The organism is Nocardia sp. NPDC050408 (assembly GCF_044458905.1).
GTDB lineage: Bacteria > Actinomycetota > Actinomycetes > Mycobacteriales > Mycobacteriaceae > Nocardia.
Map to the genome: position 1 here is coordinate 190,198 of NZ_JBITIL010000012.1, position 22,567 is coordinate 212,764.

Annotated in this window: 23 protein-coding genes; 16 read left to right on the forward strand and 7 right to left on the reverse strand. The window is 66.2% G+C overall.

Annotated features, from left to right (window positions below; translation table 11 throughout):
• The first annotated feature begins 50 nt into the window (after window positions 1-50).
• The 7 genes from ACIBJI_RS29140 to ACIBJI_RS29170 all read left to right on the forward strand — a co-directional run bounded on the left by ACIBJI_RS29140 (window position 51) and on the right by ACIBJI_RS29170 (window position 8,306).
• The gene (locus ACIBJI_RS29140) at window positions 51-1,046 is read left to right on the forward strand and encodes a YafY family protein (RefSeq protein WP_364347483.1); all 996 of its coding nucleotides are present in this window, start codon (window positions 51-53) and stop codon (window positions 1,044-1,046) included.
• 70 nt (window positions 1,047-1,116) lie between these two features.
• Window positions 1,117-2,094: a YafY family protein gene (locus ACIBJI_RS29145; RefSeq protein WP_364347480.1), complete on the forward strand. Its 978-nt coding sequence runs from the start codon at window positions 1,117-1,119 to the stop codon at window positions 2,092-2,094.
• A gap of 34 nt (window positions 2,095-2,128) precedes the next feature.
• Window positions 2,129-3,160: a 2-dehydropantoate 2-reductase gene (locus tag ACIBJI_RS29150; protein WP_364347885.1), complete on the forward strand. Its 1,032-nt coding sequence runs from the start codon at window positions 2,129-2,131 to the stop codon at window positions 3,158-3,160.
• A gap of 197 nt (window positions 3,161-3,357) precedes the next feature.
• Window positions 3,358-3,630 carry a Sec-independent protein translocase subunit TatA gene (gene tatA / locus ACIBJI_RS29155; protein WP_364347477.1) on the forward strand — a complete coding sequence of 91 codons (273 nt, stop codon included), beginning with the start codon at window positions 3,358-3,360 and terminating at the stop codon, window positions 3,628-3,630.
• Between the two features lie 105 nt (window positions 3,631-3,735).
• Window positions 3,736-4,689: a twin-arginine translocase subunit TatC gene (tatC, locus tag ACIBJI_RS29160; protein ID WP_397086738.1), complete on the forward strand. Its 954-nt coding sequence runs from the start codon at window positions 3,736-3,738 to the stop codon at window positions 4,687-4,689.
• Window positions 4,690-4,691: 2 nt separating this feature from the next.
• Window positions 4,692-7,430: an RNA helicase gene (locus tag ACIBJI_RS29165; protein WP_364347471.1), complete on the forward strand. Its 2,739-nt coding sequence runs from the start codon at window positions 4,692-4,694 to the stop codon at window positions 7,428-7,430.
• 150 nt (window positions 7,431-7,580) lie between these two features.
• Window positions 7,581-8,306 carry a DUF4333 domain-containing protein gene (locus ACIBJI_RS29170; protein WP_364347468.1) on the forward strand — a complete coding sequence of 242 codons (726 nt, stop codon included), beginning with the start codon at window positions 7,581-7,583 and terminating at the stop codon, window positions 8,304-8,306.
• A 304-nt stretch (window positions 8,307-8,610) separates the two neighbouring features.
• Here ACIBJI_RS29170 and ACIBJI_RS29175 read toward each other — a convergent pair whose 3' ends face one another.
• A complete protein-coding gene (locus ACIBJI_RS29175) occupies window positions 8,611-9,582 on the reverse strand; it encodes a 5'-3' exonuclease (protein ID WP_364347465.1) in 972 nt (323 codons plus the stop codon).
• Window positions 9,583-9,671: 89 nt separating this feature from the next.
• Here ACIBJI_RS29175 and ACIBJI_RS29180 point away from each other — a divergent pair, with 89 nt between their 5' ends.
• The gene (locus ACIBJI_RS29180) at window positions 9,672-10,799 is read left to right on the forward strand and encodes a Xaa-Pro peptidase family protein (protein WP_364347462.1); all 1,128 of its coding nucleotides are present in this window, start codon (window positions 9,672-9,674) and stop codon (window positions 10,797-10,799) included.
• A 156-nt stretch (window positions 10,800-10,955) separates the two neighbouring features.
• Here the strand turns inward: ACIBJI_RS29180 and ACIBJI_RS29185 are convergent, their stop codons facing one another.
• Window positions 10,956-11,366, reverse strand: a complete 411-nt coding sequence (locus ACIBJI_RS29185) for a PPOX class F420-dependent oxidoreductase (RefSeq protein ID WP_364347459.1) — start codon at window positions 11,364-11,366, stop codon at window positions 10,956-10,958.
• Between the two features lie 138 nt (window positions 11,367-11,504).
• On the opposite strand from ACIBJI_RS29185, the gene ACIBJI_RS29190 reads away from it, so the two are divergent.
• The 5 genes from ACIBJI_RS29190 to ACIBJI_RS29210 all read left to right on the forward strand — a co-directional run bounded on the left by ACIBJI_RS29190 (window position 11,505) and on the right by ACIBJI_RS29210 (window position 15,486).
• The gene (locus tag ACIBJI_RS29190) at window positions 11,505-12,029 is read left to right on the forward strand and encodes a hypothetical protein (protein WP_364347456.1); all 525 of its coding nucleotides are present in this window, start codon (window positions 11,505-11,507) and stop codon (window positions 12,027-12,029) included.
• 43 nt (window positions 12,030-12,072) lie between these two features.
• Window positions 12,073-12,828: an SDR family NAD(P)-dependent oxidoreductase gene (locus ACIBJI_RS29195; RefSeq protein WP_396955544.1), complete on the forward strand. Its 756-nt coding sequence runs from the start codon at window positions 12,073-12,075 to the stop codon at window positions 12,826-12,828.
• Window positions 12,825-14,066 carry a precorrin-6y C5,15-methyltransferase (decarboxylating) subunit CbiE gene (gene cbiE / locus ACIBJI_RS29200; protein WP_396955545.1) on the forward strand — a complete coding sequence of 414 codons (1,242 nt, stop codon included), beginning with the start codon at window positions 12,825-12,827 and terminating at the stop codon, window positions 14,064-14,066. The genes ACIBJI_RS29195 and cbiE overlap by 4 nt, the downstream gene beginning before the upstream one ends.
• 98 nt (window positions 14,067-14,164) lie before the next feature.
• A complete protein-coding gene (locus tag ACIBJI_RS29205) occupies window positions 14,165-14,746 on the forward strand; it encodes a hypothetical protein (RefSeq protein ID WP_397086740.1) in 582 nt (193 codons plus the stop codon).
• Window positions 14,743-15,486: a cobalt-precorrin-6A reductase gene (locus ACIBJI_RS29210; protein ID WP_397086760.1), complete on the forward strand. Its 744-nt coding sequence runs from the start codon at window positions 14,743-14,745 to the stop codon at window positions 15,484-15,486. The genes ACIBJI_RS29205 and ACIBJI_RS29210 overlap by 4 nt, the downstream gene beginning before the upstream one ends.
• 1 nt (window position 15,487) lies before the next feature.
• On the opposite strand, the gene ACIBJI_RS29215 is transcribed toward ACIBJI_RS29210, so the two are convergent.
• Window positions 15,488-16,018: a PadR family transcriptional regulator gene (locus tag ACIBJI_RS29215; protein ID WP_364347444.1), complete on the reverse strand. Its 531-nt coding sequence runs from the start codon at window positions 16,016-16,018 to the stop codon at window positions 15,488-15,490.
• 102 nt (window positions 16,019-16,120) lie between these two features.
• Between ACIBJI_RS29215 and ACIBJI_RS29220 the strand changes: the two genes are divergently transcribed.
• Both ACIBJI_RS29220 and ACIBJI_RS29225 read left to right on the forward strand, forming a co-directional pair.
• Window positions 16,121-16,762 (forward strand): GntR family transcriptional regulator, encoded by a 642-nt coding sequence (locus tag ACIBJI_RS29220; protein WP_364347441.1) that lies wholly within the window; start codon window positions 16,121-16,123, stop codon window positions 16,760-16,762.
• Complete coding sequence (locus tag ACIBJI_RS29225) at window positions 16,762-17,988, forward strand: MFS transporter (RefSeq protein ID WP_364347438.1); 1,227 nt, start codon at window positions 16,762-16,764, stop codon at window positions 17,986-17,988. Before ACIBJI_RS29220 ends, ACIBJI_RS29225 begins: the two co-directional genes overlap by 1 nt.
• 43 nt (window positions 17,989-18,031) lie before the next feature.
• Here ACIBJI_RS29225 and ACIBJI_RS29230 read toward each other — a convergent pair whose 3' ends face one another.
• From ACIBJI_RS29230 to ACIBJI_RS29245, 4 genes are all read right to left on the reverse strand, one after another.
• On the reverse strand, window positions 18,032-18,586 hold the full coding sequence (locus tag ACIBJI_RS29230; RefSeq protein WP_364347435.1) for a dihydrofolate reductase family protein: 555 nt from the start codon (window positions 18,584-18,586) through the stop codon (window positions 18,032-18,034).
• Between the two features lie 107 nt (window positions 18,587-18,693).
• Window positions 18,694-20,340 (reverse strand): precorrin-3B C(17)-methyltransferase, encoded by a 1,647-nt coding sequence (gene cobJ / locus ACIBJI_RS29235; protein ID WP_396955548.1) that lies wholly within the window; start codon window positions 20,338-20,340, stop codon window positions 18,694-18,696.
• On the reverse strand, window positions 20,337-20,963 hold the full coding sequence (locus tag ACIBJI_RS29240; RefSeq protein WP_396955549.1) for a precorrin-8X methylmutase: 627 nt from the start codon (window positions 20,961-20,963) through the stop codon (window positions 20,337-20,339). The genes cobJ and ACIBJI_RS29240 overlap by 4 nt, the downstream gene beginning before the upstream one ends.
• A gap of 104 nt (window positions 20,964-21,067) precedes the next feature.
• Entirely contained in the window at window positions 21,068-21,505 is a 438-nt protein-coding gene (locus ACIBJI_RS29245) for an Lrp/AsnC family transcriptional regulator (RefSeq protein ID WP_040691444.1), read from the reverse strand.
• Window positions 21,506-21,676: 171 nt separating this feature from the next.
• On the opposite strand from ACIBJI_RS29245, the gene ddaH reads away from it, so the two are divergent.
• A complete protein-coding gene (gene ddaH, locus ACIBJI_RS29250; protein ID WP_396955610.1) occupies window positions 21,677-22,552 on the forward strand; it encodes a dimethylargininase in 876 nt (291 codons plus the stop codon).
• Window positions 22,553-22,567: the final 15 nt, after the last annotated feature.

Sequence of the window (22,567 nt, forward strand, 5' to 3'; positions counted from 1 at the left end):
ATCGCGCGCCGACGCGCGGGCGCGCCGGTGGGCCGATTACCCTGTGTCGAGTGGCGATATCCAAGGTCGAGCGGCTGATGAATCTGGTCATCGCGCTGTTGTCGACCCGGCAATTCCTGACCGCGGAGCGGATTCGGGACAGCGTCGCGGGGTACGAGGATTCGGCCAGCGACGAAGCGTTCAGCCGAATGTTCGAGCGCGATAAGAACGAGCTGCGTGACCTGGGGATTCCCTTGGAGGTCGGGCAGGTCAGCCGGTTTTCGACGGTGGAGGGCTATCGGATCAACCGCGACGCCTACGAACTACCCGATATCGATCTGACCAGTGAGGAAGCGGCGGCTGTCGCGGTCGCGGTGCAGATGTGGGAGTCGCCGGAGCTGGCGGCAGCAGCCGATGGCGCGCTGCTGAAGTTGCGTGCGGCCGGAATCCACGTCGAGACCGATGCCGCGGTGGCCTCGGTGCCCGCGGTTCCGGCGCGCACCCGGGGCTCGGATGCGGTGCTCGGCAAGCTGCTGGCCGCGATCGATGCGGGTCAGGCGGTACGGTTCGAACATCGGGGTGCGATCAACGAGCCGTATGTCATGCGTGATGTAGAGCCCTGGGGTGTCGTCACCCACAATGGCCGCTGGTATCTGGTCGGACACGACCGGAATCGGAACGCGGTCCGCAGCTTCCGGCTATCGCGGATCGGCGACGATGTGACCGCCTACGGCCCGCCCAATTCGGTCGGCAAACCCGAGGGCGTGGATCTGCGTGAGATCGTCGGCACCGTCACCGGCAGCGCACCGGTGACCGGCACCGCGACGGTGTGGGTGGCCGAAGGCCACGGCCGTGAGATCCGCCGGCTCGGACCCGTGCTGGAAGAGCGCACCATCGGCGAACGCCGTGGGGTGGTCGTCGAGTTGCCCATCCGATCCCGAGATTGGTTGGCGCGCTTGATCACCGGACTCGGTCCCGATGCCGTGGTGCTCGCACCCGAGGAACTGCGCGCGGATGTGGTGGCGCGATTGCGTTCGGTCTTCGACCATACGGAGGTCACCGCATGAGCGAGCGAACGACAAACACATTCGAACATCGCTCGGTCATGACCGAACCGAGAGCCAGCGAGGTGCGGTCATGAACGAGCGCAGTCGACTTTCGGTTCGGCTCTCACGGCTGCTCAACATGATTCCGTACTTCATTGCGAATCCGGGGATCAGTGCCGCCGAGGCCGCCGCCGATCTCGGCGTGACCACCAAGCAGCTGATGAGCGACCTCAACCAGCTGTGGATGTGCGGCCTGCCCGGTTACGGGCCGGGCGATCTGATCGACCTGTCGTTCTCCGAGGAGAGCATCGAGGTCACCTTCTCGGCGGGCATCGACCGGCCGCTGCGGCTGACCTCCACCGAGGCGACCGCATTGCTGGTGGCGCTGCGCTCGATCGTGGATATGCCGGGCATGGTCGATCCGACCGCGGCGCATGCGGCAATCGCCAAACTGGAATCGGCCATCGTGGGTGGTAAGACCGCCTACGATGCCCGCGAGCATCTGCCGACCGAGGCACCGGCGGTTTCGACGGTGCGTTCCGCGCTGGCCCGCCAGCGTGCGCTGCGGCTGGTCTACTATTCGGCGAGTCGCGATGTCGTATCCGAGCGTGTCGTCGATCCGATTCGTATTGTCCTGGTGGACAACAACAGTTACCTGCAGGCCTGGTGCCGCGAGGCCGAAGGTGTGCGCCTGTTCCGCTTCGATCGGATCGAGGCGGCCACCGAACTCGACGAGCCCGCCCGACCGCCGAGCCACGCGACCGAGGAGGCTGCCGCGCTCGACCTGTTCCAAGACGATCCCGCGGTTCCGTTGGCGCGCTTGCGTATTCGCGGCGACTACGGTTGGGTGCTCGATCAATACCCGATGCATCGGATGGCGGTGCACCCGGACGGCAGCATCGAGACGACCATGCGCTTCGCCACCATGGACTGGATGGCGCGGCTGCTGCTCGGCTTCGGTTCCGGCGTCACGGTGCTCGGCCCACCCGAATTGATCACCGCGGTGCGCGAACGCTCGAACGCCGCACTTGCCGCCTACGAAGCGGCCGGTTTCCTGGAGACCAGATGAATCGCACGGAGGCTGGACCGGCGTGATTGATGTGATGGCACCCCCTCGGGTGTTGGTCCTGGGCGCCGGAAGCATTGGTTCCTTTGTCGGCGGAAAGCTGGCGGCGGCCGGCGCCGATATCACATTCGTCGGTCGGCAGCGGGTGCTGGACGAGATCAGTGCGTCCGGGCTGCGGCTCACCGACCTCGACGGCGGTGACGTCGCGGTGGCGAGGGATGCGGTGCGGGTGTCGACCACGCCGGAGGATGTCGGGTCCGCCGATCTGGTGCTGGTCACCGTGAAGTCGGCGGCGACCGCGGCGGCCGTGCGCGATCTCGACGGCAAGATCCGTCCCGGCACCGTGGTGCTGAGCCTGCAGAACGGGGTCGGCAACGATGCGGTGATCCGCGAAACCCTGCCGACCTGCGTGGTGCTGGCAGGAATGGTGATGTTCAACGTCGTGCATCATCCCGACGGCCGGTTCCACCGCGGTACCGAGGGCGGACTGGCGGTGCAGGACGATCCGGCGCTGGCACAGTTCACCGAGGTATTCGCGCGGGCCGGTCTGGCACTGCGGCGGTATCCGGACCTGCTGCCGGTGCAATGGGCGAAGCTGCTGCTCAACCTCAACAACCCGATCAATGCGCTGTCCGGTCGGCCGCTGCGCGAGGAACTGTCCGACCGCGACTTCCGGCGCTGCCTGGCCCTCACTCAGCGCGAGGCGCTCGCCGCGATGAGCCGAGCGCGAATTCGCCCCGCCCGGCTGACGCCGCTGCCGCCGAAATGGATGGCGCGGCTGCTGACCGTTCCGGACGGAATCTTCCGCCGGGTCGCCGCAACGGTGCTGGCCATCGATCCGCAGGCGCGCTCGTCCATGGCCGATGACCTCGAACTCGGTCGCAAGACCGAAATCTCCTGGTTGTGCGGGGAGATCGTGAGCCTCGGCGTGATGGTGGGACTGCCGACACCGGTCAATCAGCGACTCATCGAACTGATCGTGGCCGCCGAACAGGGTGGCCGGCGCGACTGGACCGGGCCGCAACTGCTGGAGCAATTGCGATCGGCGGCCGGCACAAAGGACGGCTGATTTCGTGACCCCACGGATAACTCGTTGGGCACCCCCAGAAATAGGCACACCACTCGACCGCTGGCCTGCTACGAAACCATCGACGCACCCACGTCCGGCAAAAGGATCGAAGAGGTGGGGGAGCACACCGACGCGGGCGTTCTCGCATGTCATAGTCCGGTAGCATCGGAGCTACCACATTCTTTGGAGGTTTCATTATGGGCAGTCTGAGCATCTGGCACTGGCTGATCATCGCCGCGGTCTTCGTGATGTTCTTCGGCGCGAAGCGTATGCCCGATGCCGCCCGCAGCCTGGGCCGCTCGCTGCGCATCTTCAAGAGCGAAGTCAGCCAGATGCAGAACGAGAGCAGCGCACAGGCAAGTGCAGCACCGGTCCAGCAACCGGCCGCCGAACTGCCGCAGGCCTCGGCGGTCCAGCCGACGGTCGCGCAGCCGCAGGCCGAGCCCCAGGCACAGCCGAAGTCGCTCTGAGCCCAGCCTTTGCCGCCGGGGTGAGTAGCGAACTCGCTCCGGGCGTAGTGCTGTTGCCCGCCGACCGCCGCGGGCACCGTCGACCTCAGGGGCCAACACACCACCATGCGAATTCCGTTCGATCCCCGGCGCAGTAAGCGCAGGACGAATCCCGACGGCACCATGTCGTTGGTCGAGCATCTGCAGGAGCTGCGCCGTCGGCTGCTGGTCTCGATCGCCGCGGTCGTCGTCACCACGCTGTTCGGCTTCTTCTGGTACGCGCACACGATCTTCGGCGTCGAAAGCCTTGGTTCGCTGCTCACCGGACCCTACTGTTCACTGCCCGCCTCGTCGCGGGCCGTGCTCACCGCCGACGGTGCCTGCCGCCTGCTGGCGACCGCGCCGTTCGAACAGTTCATGCTGCGGTTGAAGGTCGGCATGACAGCGGGCGTGGTATTGGCCACCCCGGTGTGGCTGTATCAGATCTGGGCCTTCATCACGCCCGGTCTGTACGCGAAGGAACGCAAGTACGCGGTCGGATTCGTCACCTCCGGCAGTGCGCTGTTCGTGACCGGCGCCGTACTCGCGTATTGGGTTGTCGCACACGCGTTGAGCTTCCTGCTGAATATCGGCAACAACGCGCAGATCACCGCCCTGAGCGGTACACAATACTTCAGCTTCATCATCCAGCTGCTCGTCATCTTCGGTGTCAGCTTCGAAATCCCGCTGCTGGTAGTCGGATTGAATCTGGTCGGGGTGCTGCACTACGACAAGCTCGCCAAGTGGCGGCGCGGAATCGTCTTCGGGCTCTTCGTCTTCGCCGCGATCGTGACTCCGCAGGATCCCTTCTCCATGCTGGCATTGGCGCTGGCCCTCACGGTGCTTTTCGAGGTTGCCATCCAGTTCTCTCGGATCAACGACAAGCGGCGCGCGCGTCGGGAGGCCGAGGAATTGGCGGCACTCTCGGATGAGGAAGCCTCCACGATCTCCGGCCCCGATCCGATCAACCCGGCCGATTCGATCTCGGAACCCTCGGCGAAATCAGCACGACCCGTGTCGGACTACTCCGATACCCTCTGACCGTGACGTATCACCAGTCGCAGGCGGGCGAGCTGGCAAAGTTCTCCGCCGAGCTGACTTTCGGGTTGGATCCCTTCCAGCGCAATGCCTGCAAAGCCCTCGAGGGTGGGCACAGCGTGCTGGTCTGTGCCCCTACCGGCGCGGGTAAGACCGTCGTCGGCGAATTCGCGGTGCACCTGGCATTGGCGGCGGGCGGAAAGTGTTTCTACACCACACCGATCAAGGCGCTGTCGAACCAGAAGTTCGCCGATCTGACCGAGCGGCACGGGCGTGACCAGGTCGGACTGCTCACCGGTGACCAGTCGATCAATCCGGACGCGCCGGTGGTCGTGATGACCACCGAGGTGCTGCGCAATATGCTCTACGCCTCCTCGGACGCGCTGCGCGGACTGTCGTATGTGGTGATGGACGAGGTGCACTACCTCGCCGACCGCTTCCGCGGTGCGGTCTGGGAGGAGGTCATCCTGCATCTGTCGCCGGATGTGCGGCTGGTCAGCCTGTCCGCGACGGTCAGCAATGCCGAGGAATTCGGCGCGTGGATGGAGACCGTGCGCGGCGATACCGCGGTGGTCGTCGACGAAACCCGCCCGGTGCCGCTGTGGCAGCACGTCATGGTCGGGCGCCGGATGTTCGATCTGTTCGATACCAACTCCAGCGAACAGAAGGTGCTGGTCGACGAGGATCTGGTGCGCTACATCCGCCAGCGTGAGGCGGCGGACCGGATGAACGGCTGGGGTGGACCGCGTGGTCGCGGTGGTAATCGCAACTTCCGGCCGCTGCCCAGACCGGAGGTGCTGGCCAAGCTCGATGAGGAAGGGCTGCTGCCCGCGATCACCTTCATCTTCAGCCGGGCCGGATGCGATGGGGCTCTTGCCCAATGCCTGCGTTCGCGACTGGATCTCTCGGGGACGGCAGTCGGCGGAGCCGGCGGGGTGGGTAAACACAGTCGTGACGACCAGGCCGACGAGATCGACGCGATCATCGAGAAACACACCGGGGATCTGCCCAAAGGCGATCTCGAGGTGCTCGGCTACTGGGAATGGCGCGAGGCCCTGCACCGGGGCCTGGCCGCGCATCACGCGGGCATGTTGCCCGCCTTCCGGCACACGGTCGAGGAACTGTTCGTGCGCGGTCTGGTGCGGGCCGTATTCGCTACGGAGACACTGGCATTGGGCATCAATATGCCCGCGCGCACGGTGGTGCTCGAGCGGCTGGTCAAATACAACGGCGAATCGCACGCCGAACTGACGCCGGGGGAGTACACGCAGCTCACCGGCCGGGCCGGACGCCGCGGAATCGATGTCGAGGGCCATGCGGTGGTGCTGTGGCAGCCCGAGGTCGACACCAGTGCGGTCGCAGGTCTGGCATCCACCCGGACCTATCCGCTGCGCAGTTCCTTCCGGCCGGGTTACAACATGTCGATCAATCTGATCGACCGGATGGGCGCGGACGAGTCGCGGGCGCTGCTGGAGCGGTCCTTCGCGCAGTTCCAGGCCGATCGGTCGGTAGTGGGATTGGTGCGCGGGATCGAGCGCAACGAGGGGCAGTTGCGCAAACTGCGCGATCAGCTCGGCGGCGAGGACGGCGGCTTCCTGGAATACATCTCTCTGCGCGAGCGGATCAAGCAGCGCGAACGTCAGATCGAACAGCAGGGTCGGGCCGATCGGCGCGGGGCAGCGGTCGACGCGCTGGTGTCCCTGCGGCGCGGCGATGTGGTGGCCATTCCGTCCGGGCGGCGGGCCGGGCTCGCCGTGATTCTGGAGCCGGATGCCACGCCGGGGGATCCGCGTCCGCTGGTACTGACCGAGGACAAGTGGGCGGGGCGGGTGTCGGTCGCCGATTTCCCGGTGCCCGCGAAAACCCTGGGCCATATGCGGCTGCCACGCAAGATCGATCACCGCACGGCGCGGACACGGCGCGATCTGGCCTCGGCATTGCGTAGCACCGGAATCTCGGCGCCGGGGCGATCGCGGCGCGGTGACCGTTCGAAGGCAGGCGAGGACCGCGAGCTGTCGACCTTGCGGCGCAGTCTGCGTTCGCATCCGGCGCACACCCGGCCCGATCGCGAACAGATGAGCCGGGTCGGCGAGCGCTACAACCGGCTGCTGCGCGAGACCGAGACGATGCGCCAAAAGGTTGCCGCGACCACCAATTCGTTGGCGCGCACCTTCGATCGGATCCTCGGTCTGCTCGAAGAGCGCGGGTTCGTGGACGCGGGCGAGGTGACCGTCGACGGGCGTCGGCTGGCCAGAATCTACGCCGAAAGCGATCTGCTCGTCGCCGAATGCCTGCGGCAGGGGCTGTGGCGCGGGCTCGGTCCGGCCGAATTGGCGGCGGTGGTTTCCATACTGGTGTACGAATCCCGCCAGGAGGGTGGCTATCTCGGCGTCAGCGGGCCGACCGAACCGATTCGCCGGGCGGTCGGCGCGACCGTCGGCGTGTGGAGCGAGTTGCGCTCCGATGAGGCACGGCACAGACTGCCGCCCACCCGCGAACCGGATCTCGGTTTCGTGACAGGCGTTTACAAATGGGCCCGCGGCGATGGGTTGGCCGAGTCGTTGCTGGCCAGCGGTGATCAGAACGCGCCGCTGTCGGCGGGCGATTTCGTGCGGTGGTGCCGACAGGTGATCGATCTGCTCGATCAGATCCACGCAACCGCCGACGATGTCGAGGTCGCGGGGACCGCGGCCAAGGCCGTCCGCGCGATCCGACGGGGTGTCGTAGCCGTGGACGCCGCGTAGCCGATTCGATTGTGATTTGATTTCTTTCGCGTACCGACCGTGGCGGAGGAGTCGGACAGGATCGCACCTCATACCGGATCGGTCCTGTCGTGCGACGAGTCTCACGCGGGGGGCTACCGTGTGTATAACGATGCGAGTGGAGGCAACCAGATGAGCGGCCCGTACGGACCGAACGACGCCCCTGGTCCCGGGGAGGGACGCAACGATCCCACCCAGCAGTGGGGCGGACAGCAGGCACCCGGTGCAGCCGGGCCGACTCAGCAGTGGGGTGGTACCCCGCAGTCGCAGCCGACCCAGCAGTGGGGCGATCCGAACGCGCAGCAGCCGCAGTGGGGTCAGCCGAATCCGCAGAGCCAGCCCAGTCAGCCGCAGTGGGGTCAGCCCAACCCGCAGAGCCAGCCGAGCCAGCCGCAGTGGGGCCAGCCTCAGCCGAGTCAGCCGAGTCAGCCGCAGTGGGGGCAGCAGCCGACCCAGCAGGACTGGTCCGCGCAGCAGGGGCAACAGCCCTGGCAGCAGGGCCAGCAGCAGCCGTGGCAGCAGCAGACCCCGCAGCCGAGCAGCGGCGGCAAGAGCAAGGGCCTGTTCATCGGCCTAGGTGTGCTCGCGCTTGCCGTCATCGGCGCCATCGTGGTGCTGGTGCTCGTGCTGACCAGCAAGGATGAGCTCGACCAAGCCGCCGTTCAGGACGGCGTCAAGAAGGTGCTCTCGGATTCCTACGGAATCCAGGACGTCGCCGATGTCTCCTGCCCCTCCGGCCAGCAGGTCAAGGTCGACGCGACCTTCAGCTGTGACCTGAAGGTGAGCGGTGAGCAGAAGAAGGTCACCGTCAAGATCACCAAGGACGACGGGACCTACGAGGTCGGCCGCCCGAACTGACGGTTATGCGGTCGAGATTGGCGAGCGGGTGTCGGTGGGGCGGCCCCGCTGCTCGTCGTAGGTAGACGTGTCGAGGTGGGTACGGTGCCTAGGTTCTGCTCGGGGTAGGCCCAACTGTTGAGTCGAGCATGGCGGTGCCGGGTGCCTAGTTCCCGGCTCTTGCGGAATGCGCGGTCGTCGGGCTGCTCGGAATGGACATTGCTGTGGTGGCGCAGCGGTAGTGAGTGCCTCGCACAAACTGCACAACCTCTGCGAGGCCATTACTGGGTATGCGAGGTCCCCGATCTTGTGCGTGGCCAGGCGGTTACGCCGAATGCGCAGCGGTCAGCGCTGTGACCAGGCGGGTTATCGGGCTCTCCGCGTTATAGGCGGTGGCCAGTTCACGGAGCCGGTCCGGGTCGACGGGGGTCGTGGGGAGAGTATCGGGGCGGGACAATTCCACATCGGCGTCGCAGACCACGCGGGTGACCGGGGCGGCGGCTTCGAGGTAGGTCTCGGCGGCGCGGAGTTTGGCGCGAATGCCCTGGGCCAGGTCGGCGGCGGGGTCGTCAACGGCCGCGGTGAGCGCGTCGAGCGAGCCGAAGCGGGAGATGAGCATCGCGGCAGACTTCTCACCGATACCGGCGACGCCGGGCAGGCCATCGGAGGAGTCACCGCGCAGGGTCGCCATATCCGCATAGGCCGGACCGGCATTCTCCAGCGGCACACCGTATTTCGCGGATACCTCGGCTGGGCCGAACAATTCGGCCTTGGCCAGGCCGCGACCGGCGTAGAGCACGCGCACCGGCGGCGCCGGAGCGTCGCGGACCAGTTGGAGCAGGTCACGGTCGCCGCTGACGACCACCACCGGATCGGTGCGCTCGGCGGTGGCCAGGGTACCCAGCACGTCGTCGGCCTCGAGTCCGACCGCGCCGCCGGTGGCGATGCCCGCCGCGGCGAGCACCTCGAGGATCATCTCTACCTGCGGGGTCAGGGTGTCCGGCACGTCCTCGGCGCCGGGTGCCGCATCGGCGGCGGTGTCGAGTCGGTGGGTCTTGTAGGTCGGCACCAGCGCCACCCGGAATGTGGGACGCCATTCCAGGTCCAGGCAGACGACCAGTCGGCTCGGCTTGTGTTTGGTGATGAGCGAGGCGACCATATCGGTGAAGCCGCGCAGCGCGTTCACCGATCGGCCGTCGGGTGCGGTGATCTTCTCCGGAATCGCGTGGAACGCGCGGAACCACAGGCTCGCGCCATCGAGCAAGAGCAGGGGCCCACCGGAAGTCGCAGTGTTCACGCCGCTGAGGCTACCTGTACGCGATGACAACCTCGGGTGATCGGTATTCGCATTCGGCTCGATGTCGGCGGCGGGTAACGTCGGGCGGTATGAGCTCGCACACGGAGTCCCGATTCGCGGCGGATGTCTACGGTGATCGACTCGAACGAGCGGTGCAATTGATGCGCGCCGCTCATCTGGATGCACTATTGATTACGCCGGGGCCGGATCTGCGCTACCTCATCGGCTCGGCGGCGGAATCCTTCGAGCGACTGACCTGTTTAGTCATCACGGCCGATGGCGCCACCCCGTCGGTGGTGATTCCGAAGCTCGAGTTGGCTTCGCTGGAAGGTTCGGCGGCGGGTGAACTCGGTCTGCAGGTGCTGGACTGGGTCGACGGCGTCGACCCCTATCAGCTCGTGAAGTCGTCGCTGCACGTCGGGTCCCGGGTCGCGGTCACCGATGTCATGCCCGCACTGCATCTGCTGCCGTTGGCCGAATCCGTCAGTGGACTGCCCGCCTCGGCCACGCCGGTGCTGCGGGAACTACGAATGATCAAGGACCAGGCCGAAATCGAGGCACTGCGCCGCGCGGGTGCGGCCATCGACCGGGTGCATGCGCGGATGGGAGAGTTCCTGCAGGTCGGGCGCACCGAGGCCGAGGTCGGCGCGGATATCGCGGCGGCGATCGTCGAGGAGGGGCATACCGAGGCCGCTTTCGTCATCGTCGGTAGCGGGCCACACGGTGCCGACCCGCACCACGGCGTCTCCGACCGTCGCATCGCGGCCGGAGATGTGGTGGTAATCGATATCGGCGGGCCGGTCGACCCCGGCTACTACTCGGACTCGACTCGGACCTACGTCCTAGGAGAACCCACGCCGACCGTTGCCACGCAATTCGGGGAACTGGAGCGCGCCCAAGCCGCCGCGGTCGCCGCCGTCCGTCCCGGTGTCACCGCCGAATCCGTCGACGCCGCAGCCCGAAACCTGTTGACCGAAGCCGGGTTAGGCCCCGCCTTTGTCCACCGCACCGGCCACGGCATCGGCCTGTCGGTCCATGAGGAGCCCTACATCGTCGAAGGCAACAGTCTGGTCCTGGAACCCGGCATGGCTTTCAGCATCGAGCCGGGGATCTACTTCCGCGGCGATTGGGGCGCACGCATCGAGGACATCGTCGTGGTCACCGAGGACGGCTGCGAGTCGATGAACCAGCGGCCCCATGAGTTGACGGTTCTCTGAGGCGCCTCAGAGTTGACTGGGACTGATTGTCACGAGGCGTCGGTCTACCACGCCTCGGCTTGGTGGCGGTGGCAGTCGGCCAGGGCGCGTGAGCCGAGGGAACGGCGAAATACACCGGGGCACAACGGCTCCGGCTAGTCGGCGACGGCCGCGCGCTCAGGCTGGGGTGGGGGCGAGGGTGCTGCTGGAGAGTACGCGCTGGACCTGGATGGCGATGACGACGCGGGTCGGGTTCTCGCGGGGGACTCGGTAGCGGCCCGCATAACGGTCGACAGCTTCTGCGACGTTGGCCGGATCGTCGAGCACTGTGGCCGGGCCTTCCAGGGTGATCCAACGGATACCGTCCACCTGGCTTACCGCCGCGTAGCCGGAGCGCCGCACGTTGCGTACCTTCACCGAGCCGTCGTTGGTGATCACTCGCGCGATCCCGGCTTCCGGATCCCAGGTGAAACCCACCGCGACCACATGGGGCGTGCCATCGGCGCGCAGGGTGGTCAGCGTCGCGAGGTGGCGCTCGGCGACGAATTCGAGTGCGGCAGTGGACAGCTGTGCTGTGCTGGTCGGCATCCCCTGACCGTAGCGGTATGCGGGCCGCCCGGCATCGGCACATACCGAGTCGGCATTTGCGGTACCAACTGGTCAGTTCGGTGTTCCGTGCGTGCTCGGATATTCTGACCCCGAGTTCGACAATCGAGGGGTTCAGGGATGCAGAGCGCGGATATCCAGTTGGCCGCCCGATGGTGGCAGTGGGCCATGTCGATTCCGATCGCCAAGAATCCGGTTTGCGACGAGACCGGAGCCTGCGCGGCCGAAGGTCAGCCCGACGATGTCTGGTTCCTCGCCGGAACGTTCGGCGGCAAGGTCAGCCGAAGCTGCTCCGTGCCCTATGGTCGCCCGATCTTCTTTCCCGCCTTCAACATGTTCCAGAAGGTCGAAAGGTCGTTTTTCCAATTCGGCAGCCGCCCGCCGGTGGCCCCGACGGCGAGCGGTCACGCTGAGCTCAACGGTGTCGAATTGCCGCTGCGGGAAGTGACCAACCGCACGGCATTCCGCGTCAACGCGGCAGCCGGTGGCCCGTTCCAGGTAACCGGCAGTTTCAAGGCGACGGCCTGGGGACTCTGGTGCCGGCTGGACGACCTGCTCCGCGGCGACTACATCCTGACCTTCGGCGGTGAATACGAGCCGGGCGGCTTCTGGGTCGAGGCGTCCTACCAGCTCGAGATCGTCTGACCTGCCGGATCGGCATATCGGGGTGGGGTGCGAGACTGGCGGCATGGGATCGCGTGGAATTGCCGAGGGGCCGGTGCTGGTACTCGGGGGCCGCAGTGAGATCGGGCTCGAGGTGGCGCTGCGGCTGGCGCCGGGGCGAGTGGTGATACTCGCGGCGCGACGCAGCGGGGAGTTGGCGCAGGAGAGTGCCGCGGTGTCAGCGGCAGGGGCGACGGCAGTGCATACCGTCGAATTCGATGCGGACGATACGGCCGGTCATCCCGCTCTGCTGGAGAAGATCGCGGCCGAATACGGGGGGATCGGGGTCGCCGTGGTCGCGTTCGGGGTGCTCGGGGATCAGGCGCGGGCCGAACGCGATCCGGCGCATGCGATCGCGGTGGTGCACACCGATTACGTCGCGCAGATCAGCGTGCTCACCGTTCTCGCGAATCTGCTTCGCGCACAGGGCAGCGGGCAGCTCGTCGTCTTCAGCTCGTTCGCGGGCGCGCGCGTGCGTCGGGCCAATTACGTCTACGGTTCGGCGAAGGCGGGGCTCGACGGATTCGCCAGCGGTCTCGCGGATGCGTTGCACGGCAGCGGTGTTCATCTGCTGCTGCTGCGTTGCGGGTTCGTGATCGGCCGGATGACCGACGGCATGGACCCGGCCCCGATGTCGAGCACCCCCGATCAGGTGGCGGATGCGGTCGTGCGTGGTCTGCGGCGCCGTGTCGGTCGGGTCTGGGTTCCCGGCATCCTGCGTCCGGTCATCTTCGCGATCCACCTACTGCCCCAACCCATCTGGCGTCGGATGCCGCGGTGACGGCAGTGTGGAATGGGCCGCCGATCGCCGTAGTCGGTATCGGCGCCGACGGGTGGAGCGGGCTCGGCGAGGCCGCGCGCGAAGCGGTCTCCGACGCCGGGGTGGTATTCGGTTCGGCGCGGCAACTCGAGTTGATTCCGCAGGACGTTACGGTGGCGCGGCGGGAGTGGCCTTCCCCTTTGGTCCCCGCACTGCCCGGTTTGTTCGCAGACCGGACCGGTCGGCAGATATGCGTGCTGGCCAGCGGGGATCCGATGTTCTATGGCATCGGGGTGACATTGGTGCGGCTGTTCGGGGCGGACCACCTGCGGGTATTTCCGCAGGCGTCATCGGCATCGCTGGCATGTGCGCGGCTGGGGTGGGCGTTGGCGGATACTCCGGTGGTGAGTGCGGTGGCGCGGCCGGTGGAGACGGTGTTGCCCGAGTTGGCGGACCGGCGGCGGGTGCTGGTGCTGAGCGCGGACGAGCGCACACCGCGACAGCTCGCGGAGCTGTTGCGGGACAGTGGGTTCGGGGAATCGACGTTGACCGTGCTCGAGCAGTTGGGCGGCCCGCGCGAACGGGTGGTGCGCGATCGCGCGGCAGGGTGGGAGCTTGCCGTCGGTGATCCGCTCAATATCGTCGCGATCGACTGCGTCGCCGATCCGAAACACCTGCGCGCGACGCGCGTGCCCGGACTGGCGGACGAGCTTTTCGGTGGTGCCGGTCAACTCACCAAATCCGAGGTCAGGGCGTTGACACTGGCCGCGCTTGCACCCGCGCCCGGGGAGTTGCTGTGGGATGTCGGCGGGGGGTCGGGCAGTATCGCGATCGAATGGTGCCGCACGCATCCGAGTTGTCGGGCGGTGAGCTTCGAGCGGCTCGAACACCGGCGGCGGCAGATCGCCGACAACGCCGCCGCCCTTGGTGTTCCATATATCGGTGTGCGTGGAGAGATACTCACCGATATCGGAAAATCTACCGAATCTGCGCCTCCCGACGCAATATTTATCGGTGGCGGGCTCACTCAAGATGGCGTAATCGAGACATGTTGGTCGCATCTACGCCAGGGTGGCCGTTTGGTGGCGAATGCCGTGACGGCGGAATCCGAAGCAATGCTACTGAATTGGGTCGTCGCGCACGGCGGTGAACTGCGGAAGTTTCAGATTTACCGGGCCGAAGCCCTCGGCAAGTTCACCACCTGGCGGCCGCAATTGCCCGTCACCCAGTGGGCAGTTGTGAAAGGCGGCTCTGTCTGAAACCTCGCTTTGCGGGTGAATCGGACTCGCTCCAGCGGTAGGGTCGGTGCCCGAGATCCGGACGTTATCGCCGGATTCCTGTCCTATTGGGGAGATTTATGAAGTACAAGAAGTTTGCCGCCACCGCGATGATGGCCGTTGCGGCCACCGGTATTGCGGCGGGTACATCCGGCGCCGTTCCGGTGGCACCCGCGCCGGCCGTGCAGAGCCAGGCCGTGCCGGCCGTGCAGGGTGAGGATCATGGCGTGAACTACGCGGTGCAGCTGGTCGACAAGTCGATTCTAGCGGCCGTCACCGGCGGTGCGTTCAGCCTTGATGCCGACCAGAAGTACGTCACGGTGAAGAACACCGAAGGCGCGGTCATCACCTCGATTCCGCTGCGCGCGCAGGTCGGCGACCAGCTGATCCCGATCGCGGCAACCATCGACCCCGCGGGTCAGAAGCTGACGCTGACCCCGCAGGTCGAGTCGACCGCCGCGATCAGCGCAGAGGCCATCTCCTCACAGGAGTGGTTCTTCAGCGAACTGCAGCGCGCCTCGCTCGGTGCGCTGATCGGCGCCATCATCGGATTCTTCTTCTTCGGCATCGGTCTGCCGGTGGGTGCGCTGATCGGCCTGCTCATCGCGGGTGGTCCGAATCTGATCAATGCGGGCATCGCCTACTTCAGCGGGCAGCCCTGAAAACTCTGATTCTGGGCGGCACCCGGGAAGCCAGGGAAATCGCCCATATCGCTTCCGGCGAGCGAGGATTCGATATCATCTCCTCGCTCGCCGGTCGTGTTCGCGACCCACTGCTGCCGGAGGGGCCGGTTCGGATCGGCGGCTTCGGTGGCGGCGAGGGTCTGCGGAAGTGGTTGGTGGATAACGAGATCGCCGGCGTCATCGATGCCACACATCCGTTTGCGGGCACGATCAGTGCGAATGCGGCTGGTGCCGCAGCGGATCTCGGACTACCGATACTGCATGTGCGCCGGCCGGGATGGTCCGAACAGCCCGGTGATCGGTGGATTCGGGTGCCCGATCTCGATGCGGCAGTGCAGGAGGTGGCGCAGCTGGGGGAGCGCGTCTTCCTGACGATCGGCCGCCAAGGTGTCGCGGCCTTCGCGGGCCTGACGCGGCAGTGGTTTCTGATCCGTGCCATCGATCCGCCCACCGGCGCGCTGCCGCCGCACCACGAATTGCTCCTCGCGCGAGGGCCTTTCTCACCCGCGGATGAGCAGCGTCTGCTGGCGCGACACGGGATCGACGTGCTGGTCACCAAGGACAGTGGCGGCGATCAGACCGCCGCCAAACTCGACGCCGCGCGCTCGGCGGGCCTTCTCGTGGTCGTCGTCGACCGCCCCGAGCTGCCGCCGGGCGCGGTAGTCGTGGAAACCGTCGACGCGGCGTGGACGTGGTTGCGGGCTATCGCATCCCGCTGATTCAACGGCCGAGCAGTTCCGGTAGGCGGTCGAACCAGGCGAGTACGGTGCGCTCGTAGCCGATGCCGAATTCCAGAGTGGCCCGTTGATAGGGGGGCATGTCCGTGTGCTCTTCGGTGAGGTAGCGGTCGAGGCGCTGCTGGTGAATCTCCTTGTTGGCGCCGATGATTCGATCGAGATGCGCGGGATCGACGTGCTCCCCGAAGGACAAGGTCAGTAGCAGCGGCACCCGAATGGTCTCGGCGCCCGGATCGCGGGCGATCCATTCCAGGAACGCTTCGTGACCGGCGTCGGTGATCTGATACGGCGTGCGGTCGCGCGCACCGGCCTCACCCTTTGCGACGAGTCCGGCCGCGTCCATGGCGGCCAGTTCCCGGTAGACCTGGCTTTGGGTAACGGTCCAGAAGTCGCCGATCCGGTCCTGGGCCTGAGTCACCAGATCCCAGCCCGACATCGGACCGTCGTGCAGAAATCCGAGCAGCGAGGCCGCCGTGGAATTCAGCGTTTTGCGTTGTGTCGAGGTGTTCGCCAACGGACTGCTCCCTTCGCTCTCAACGTTCCATAGTGGAATGTTATACGACGCTCACCCATGGCCTGGTCGGGGACCTGGTGACGTGTCGCTAAGATTCAACTTGTGTCTAAGACGTATTCATCCGCGGAACTCGCCTATCGCGAGGTCAAGGAACGCATCCTGACCGGCGCGTTGCCCGGTGGGGAGCTGATCAGCGAAGGCGAGATCGCCACCGACCTCGGCATGTCGCGGACTCCGGTGCGGGAGGCATTCCTACGACTCGAGGTCGAGGGGTGGATGCGCTTGTATCCCAAGCGGGGCGCGCTGGTGGTGCCGATTCCACCGGCCGAGGCCGAACACGTCGTGCACGCTCGCTATGTCGTAGAGACCGGAGCGGTCCGGGCGGTGGTTGCGGAGGAGCGGTCCGCGCTGATCGCCGAACTGCACGCCTCGCTGGACCGGCAGCGCGAGCTGGCCGTCGCCGCCGACTTCGATCGATTCGCGGTGGCGGACACCGACTTTCACCGCAGCTATGTCGTCGCCGCGGGCAATCCGTTGCTCACCGGGTTCTACGACTCACTGCGGGAGCGGCAGCGTCGCATGAACAGCGCTGCGCTGCATCGGGGTTCGACCGATACCGCCCGCATTGTCGAACAGCACACGCGTCTGGTCGATCTGATCGAAACCGGCGACGCGGCCGGATTCGCCACCGCGCTCGTCGACCACATGTCCGGCGTGCACCAGCTGGAAATGAGAGGCCTTTAATGGCAACGCTCCTCGCCATCGACACTCGGCCGTCGGGGCTACGGCAGAGTGCGCGGCATTGGTGGGGCGTCGCGGCCGCGATGTTCGCGATCGCCTGGGGTGGAAACGAATTCACGCCGCTGCTGGTTCTGTACAAGGGCAACGGAGTGCCGGTCACCACGGTCGACCTGCTGCTGTTCTGCTACGTGCTCGGCATCGTGCCCGCCTTACTGATCGGCGGACCGCTCTCGGACCGTTACGGCCGCCGCATGCTGCTTCGCCCGGCGCCATTGGTCGGTGCGGCCGGTTCTTTGCTGCTGGCCTTCGGATCGGCATCGGTGCCGTCGTTATCGGCCGGGCGGGTGCTGTGCGGAGTGGCGCTGGGGTTGGCGATGGCAGTGGGAAGTAGTTGGCTGAAGGAACTTTCGCAGCCGCCGTTCGGGCCGAAGTTGCCCGCGGGGACCGGGGCGCGACGTTCGGCGATGAGCCTGACCGGTGGGTTCGCCGTCGGTGCCGGAGTGGCCGGTGTTCTCGCGCAGTGGGCGCCGCTGCCGAATACGTTGGCGTATCTGATCAATGTGATGCTGTGTCTGATTGCGGTCGTATGGGTGGCTCGCGCACCGGAAACTCTATCGCCGCAGCTGAATTCGGGCCGATTGATCAATGAGCTGAAGGTTCCGGCGGCCGCGCACCGCAGGTTCCGGTATGTCGCGCTGCCGGTCGCGCTGTGGTTGTTCACTTCTGCGGCAACGGCTTACGCGGTGCTGCCGACTCTGATGGCGCCGAAGGTGCACGGTGCGCCCATCGCGTTTTCGGCATTGATCACGGTGATCACGTTGGGCTGTGGTTTCGCGATCCAGTCGCTGGCACGACGGATCGATCGACCGGGCACTGCCCGTGCCGCTGTTGTGGCGCTGGTGTTGGTCGTGTGTGGAATGATCTCGGCCGCATGGGCTTCGGGTGCGTCGGCCCTTGTGTTCACAATCGTTACCGCTGTCGTGCTCGGTGCCGGATATGGAATCGGGCTTGTCGCTGGACTACAGGAGATCGAACGCATCGCCCGTCCCAACGACCTCGCCGGACTGACCGCGGTGTTCTATTCGGTGAGCTACCTCGGCTTCGGCGTTCCCGCGCTGCTGGCATTCCTACACGAGTCTTTCGGCCTGGGATACCCGACAATGTTCGCGGCCGCCGTTGTGGGTGCGGCAGGATGTCTGGCACTCGTCGTTCGGAATTACCGCACCTGAGAACCGTCGGGGATGCCGATACACATCCCCGACGAGGCTGCAGTCAGGCGCTCTTCGGCCGGTAGTGCAGTTCGGTCACGCCGCATTCGAATCCGGTGGCGCAGACCAGGTCGAGTCGGGTGGTGCCGCGGAAGACCGGCAGGCCCGCGCCGATCGCGGTCGGACTGACGAACAGATGCAGGTCGTCGATGAGGTCCTCGGCGATCAGATTCGCGACGAGGGTGGCACCGCCGTAGACGATGAGGTCGCCACCCGCCTGGGCCTTGAGGTGGTTGATGGTCTCGGCGAGGTCGCCGCCCGCGACGACGGTGTTCTCCCAGGGCGATTCGGTGAGGCTGTCGGAGATCACGACCTTGGGCGTGTTGTTCATCTTGTCGATGGCCGCCTGGGGCTCGTGTTCGGGCTTGGAGGCCCAATGCGGGATGAAGCCCTCGGCGAGTTTGCGGCCGAGGACGATCGTGTCGAATTCGGCGGTGATGGCGGTGACGCGGGCGGCGAGGTCATCGGACCACTGGAAGGTCATCCAGTCCATCTCGCCGTTCGGGCCGGACATGTAGCCGTCGATGGTGGTCTGGACTTGGAGCTTCAGCTTGCGCATTCGGATTGCCTTTCCGGGTTGTCGCGGTCCTGTCCGGCCCGCTGTTGTTCATACTTCAGCGTGGCCGGACCCGTGTCGGAATGTGCGCGGTTTCTTGCGGAATCGAGTCAGCGTTGGTAGCGACGCGAGGTGTAGACCCTGGTGCCCTGGTCGGACTCGACGACGGCAGTGGTGGAGGCGCCGATGATCAGCAATGTGCGCATATCGACCTCGGCCGGATCCAACTCGGCGAGGGTGACCACACGGACGGATTCGGTGGGTCCGCCGACATCGCGACCGAGCACCACGGGGGTGTCGGGCTTGCGGTGTTCGAGCAGCACGTCACGCATCGCCGCGACCTGCCACATGCGCTGACTGGAGGCCGGATTGTAGATCGCGATCGCCATATCGGCCGCGGCGACCGCGGAAAGTCGTTGCGCGACAACCTCCCACGGCTTGAGTCGATCCGAGAGCGAAATCATCGCGTAATCGTGGCCGAGCGGCGCGCCGACCCGACTGGCCACGGCATTGGCCGCGGTGAGTCCGGGCAGTACCCGCACCGGCACCCCTTGCCACTGCGGATCGGCGGATTCCTCGAGTACCGCGGCCGCCATGGCGAAAACCCCGGGATCACCCGAGGAGACGACGACGACCTTGGCCCCGTGCTTTGCCAGGTCCAATGCCATGGCGGCACGTTCGGATTCGACCCGGTTGTCGCTGGCATGCCTGCGCTGCCCGGGACGCGACGGCACCCGATTGATGTAGGTCGTGTAGCCGACCAGATCGGTGGCGTCCGCGAGTGCGCGTTCGACTTCGGGCGTGGTCCAGTCGGGTGAGCCCGGGCCGAGCCCGACCACGACGACTTCACCGGTAGAACCACTGAAATGGCTCGAGGTTTCCTCGACCCGAGAGCTGTCGGAAGGAACGGTCCGGGCAGTGCGGGATTCGCTGTCCACAGCTTCGGGCGAGACTGCCGCGGTGCCGAGAAGGTCGGTGGCCGCGCCGATGGTTTGCGACTGCCCGCGCACCGAATGCGCAAGGGGCAGTGGGGTTGTCGGCCGTGGGCCGGGAACGAGGGTGATCGCGAAATACGGTACATCCGCATCGTCGACATCGTCGGCGGCGAGTACGCGTTGACGGGTACTGCTCGCGCGTTCGATGTAGTAGGCGTCGGCGAGGCGGCCGGAATCCGAGAGAGCTTGGCGCACACCGGGATAGGTGCGGCCGAGCTTCATGATGGCGGCGGCGTCGGTATCGCGGAGGCGTCGGGTGAGTTCTTCGGTGGGCATGGTGCCCGGCAGGACGGTCAACACCTGCTCGCCCTCGACGAGGGGGGTGCCGAGGGCGGCCGAGGCCGCGCTCACCGAGGTGATGCCGGGGATGATCTCGGCTTCGAACCGGTCGGCCAAGCGACGGTGCATATGCATGTATGAGCTGTAGAACAGCGGATCACCCGCGGCGAGCAGCGCGACGGACCGGCCCGCCGCCAGGTGGGTGGCGAGGCGTTCGGCGGCCCGTTCATAGAACTCGTCGATGGCGCCCTGATAGCCGCCGGGGTGGTCGGTCGTCTCGGTGGTCACGGGATAGATCAGGTGTTCTTCGAGTTGGTCCGCGCGCATGTACGGCGCGGCGATGCCACGCGAGATGCTGCGGCCGTGGCGTGCGCTGTGGAAGGCGATGACATCGGCTTCGGCGATTACCCGCGCCGCCTTCACCGTCACCAGCTCCGGGTCACCGGGGCCGAGTCCGACGCCCCACAACTTGCCGTTGCTCATTCCTGTTCGCTCGCAATCGCGTTCAGTGCCGACGCGGTAATGGCGCTGCCACCGCGCCGCCCACGCACCGTCAGATATTCGACCCCGCCGAATTCGATCAGCGCGTCCTTGGATTCGGCAGCACCGACGAAGCCGACCGGAATGCCGAGGATGGCGGCTGGTCGCGGCGCACCCGCATCGATCATGTCGAGCAGATGGAACAGCGCGGTCGGTGCGTTCCCGATGGCGACCACCGCGCCCTCGAGGCGATCGCGCCACAACTCCAGCGCCGCGGCCGACCGCGTATTGCCCATTGCCGCAGCCAGTTCCGGTACCCGTGGGTCGGCGAGAGTGCAGATCACGTCATTGTCGGCAGGCAACCGCTTGCGCGTCACACCGGACGCGACCATCTGCGCATCACAAAGAATAGGAGCCCCCGCCCGCAGCGCCCCCCGCGCAGCCGCCACCACGCCGGGCGAAAACGCCACGTCCCCCGCCAGATCCACCTGCCCGCACCCATGGATCATCCGCACCACAACCTGCGCCACATCCTGCGGAAACCCACTCAGATCCGTCTCCGCCCGAATCATCGCAAACGACCGCCGATAAATCTCGGCCCCATCAGTGACGTAAACATCGGACATGCCCCCCACCATATGAGCACTCCTTCCCTCGACTCGGCGCGGGTCGAGAATGCGACGGTGACGGCAAACGTCGAGAGTCCCTGCATGAATGCATTCCCGGCGGATCAGGTGCGCGGGCGTTCGAGGATTCGGGACATGACTATGGAGCTGCGGGTGCGGCCGACTCGGGTGTTTTCGCGGATGCGTTCTACGGTGGATTCGATTTCGGCCATGTCCGTTGCCATGACGTGGACCAGGGCGTCGGCTTCGCCCGCGATGGTCCAGACGCCGACTACCTGAGGGATCGGTTCGAGGCTGCGGCGGAGTTCGGCGGGGGTGATGTTGTCGCGGTAGTAGACCTCGACGTAGGCCTCGGTGGTCCAACCGAGGGCGGCGGGGTTGACCAGCGCGGTGAAGCCGGTGATCTGGCGGCTGGCGACCATCTTGTCGACGCGGCGCTTCACTGCGGGCGCGGACAATCCGACCTTCGCGCCGATCTCCTGGAACGAGGCGCGCGCCGATTTGAGCAGGTGCGCCAAAATCTGCCGGTCGATGTCATCCACGCCACACCCACTTCCGATCGACGCAATGATTCGCCGAATTCCACCGATCATGCGCAATGAATCATTGTTTCTGGCGCAATACTAGGCGAATTACCTTCGTGTCAGCGGAATAACCCGCGCCTACCTCCGGGAGACACGTTGACCTCTGTAGCCACCCTCCGTTTCGAGCCCGTGCGGCGGCCCTCCGCTAGCGACTGCTCGCAGGTCGCTCGACAGGGACAGCCACGTCAGTTCGTGATGTGCCGCCCGGATCACTTCGATGTCTGCTACTCGATCAATCCGTGGATGAATCCGCAGGAACCCGTCGACCGGGTGCTGGCGCTGTCGCAGTGGGAGACATTGCGCGCGACGTTCGAGCACTACGGCCATCGCATCGACGTGGTGCCAGGCGAGCCCGGTCTGCCCGATATGGTTTTCGCCGCGAATAGCGGGCTGATCGTGGGTGATCGGGCGATGTCGGCGCGGTTTACGCATGCCGAGCGGGCTGCGGAAGGTCCGGCGTATCACCGCTGGTTCGCGCAGCAGGGGCTAGTGGAGTTGGTCGGGGCGCAGGAAATCAATGAGGGCGAAGGTGACTTCCTGCTGGTCGGTGAGCGCATGCTGGCCGCGACCGGATTCCGGAGTTCGATTGCCGCGCACCGTGAGGTCGAGCGGTACTTCGATCTGCCGGTGGTTTCGCTCGAACTGATCGATCCGCGCTTCTATCATCTGGATACAGCGCTGATGGTCCTCGATGACACGAATGTCGCGTACTTCGCGCCCGCCTTCACTGCTGCCAGTCAGGCGATACTGGCCGAGCTCTACCCGGACGCCATCCTCGCAACCGATGCCGACGCCGTGGTTCTGGGGCTCAACGGTGTCTCCGACGGGCTGAATGTCTTCATCAGCAGTCGTGCCGACAACCTGGCTTCGGAGTTGCGTGTGCAGGGGTACAACCCGGTTGGCGTCGATCTGTCGGAGTTGTTGAAGGCCGGTGGTGGAGTGAAGTGCTGCACGTTGGAGATACACGAGGACCCGCGGAGTGCGCCGACCGCAGTTGCTTCGTAACGCGCGAGCATCGCT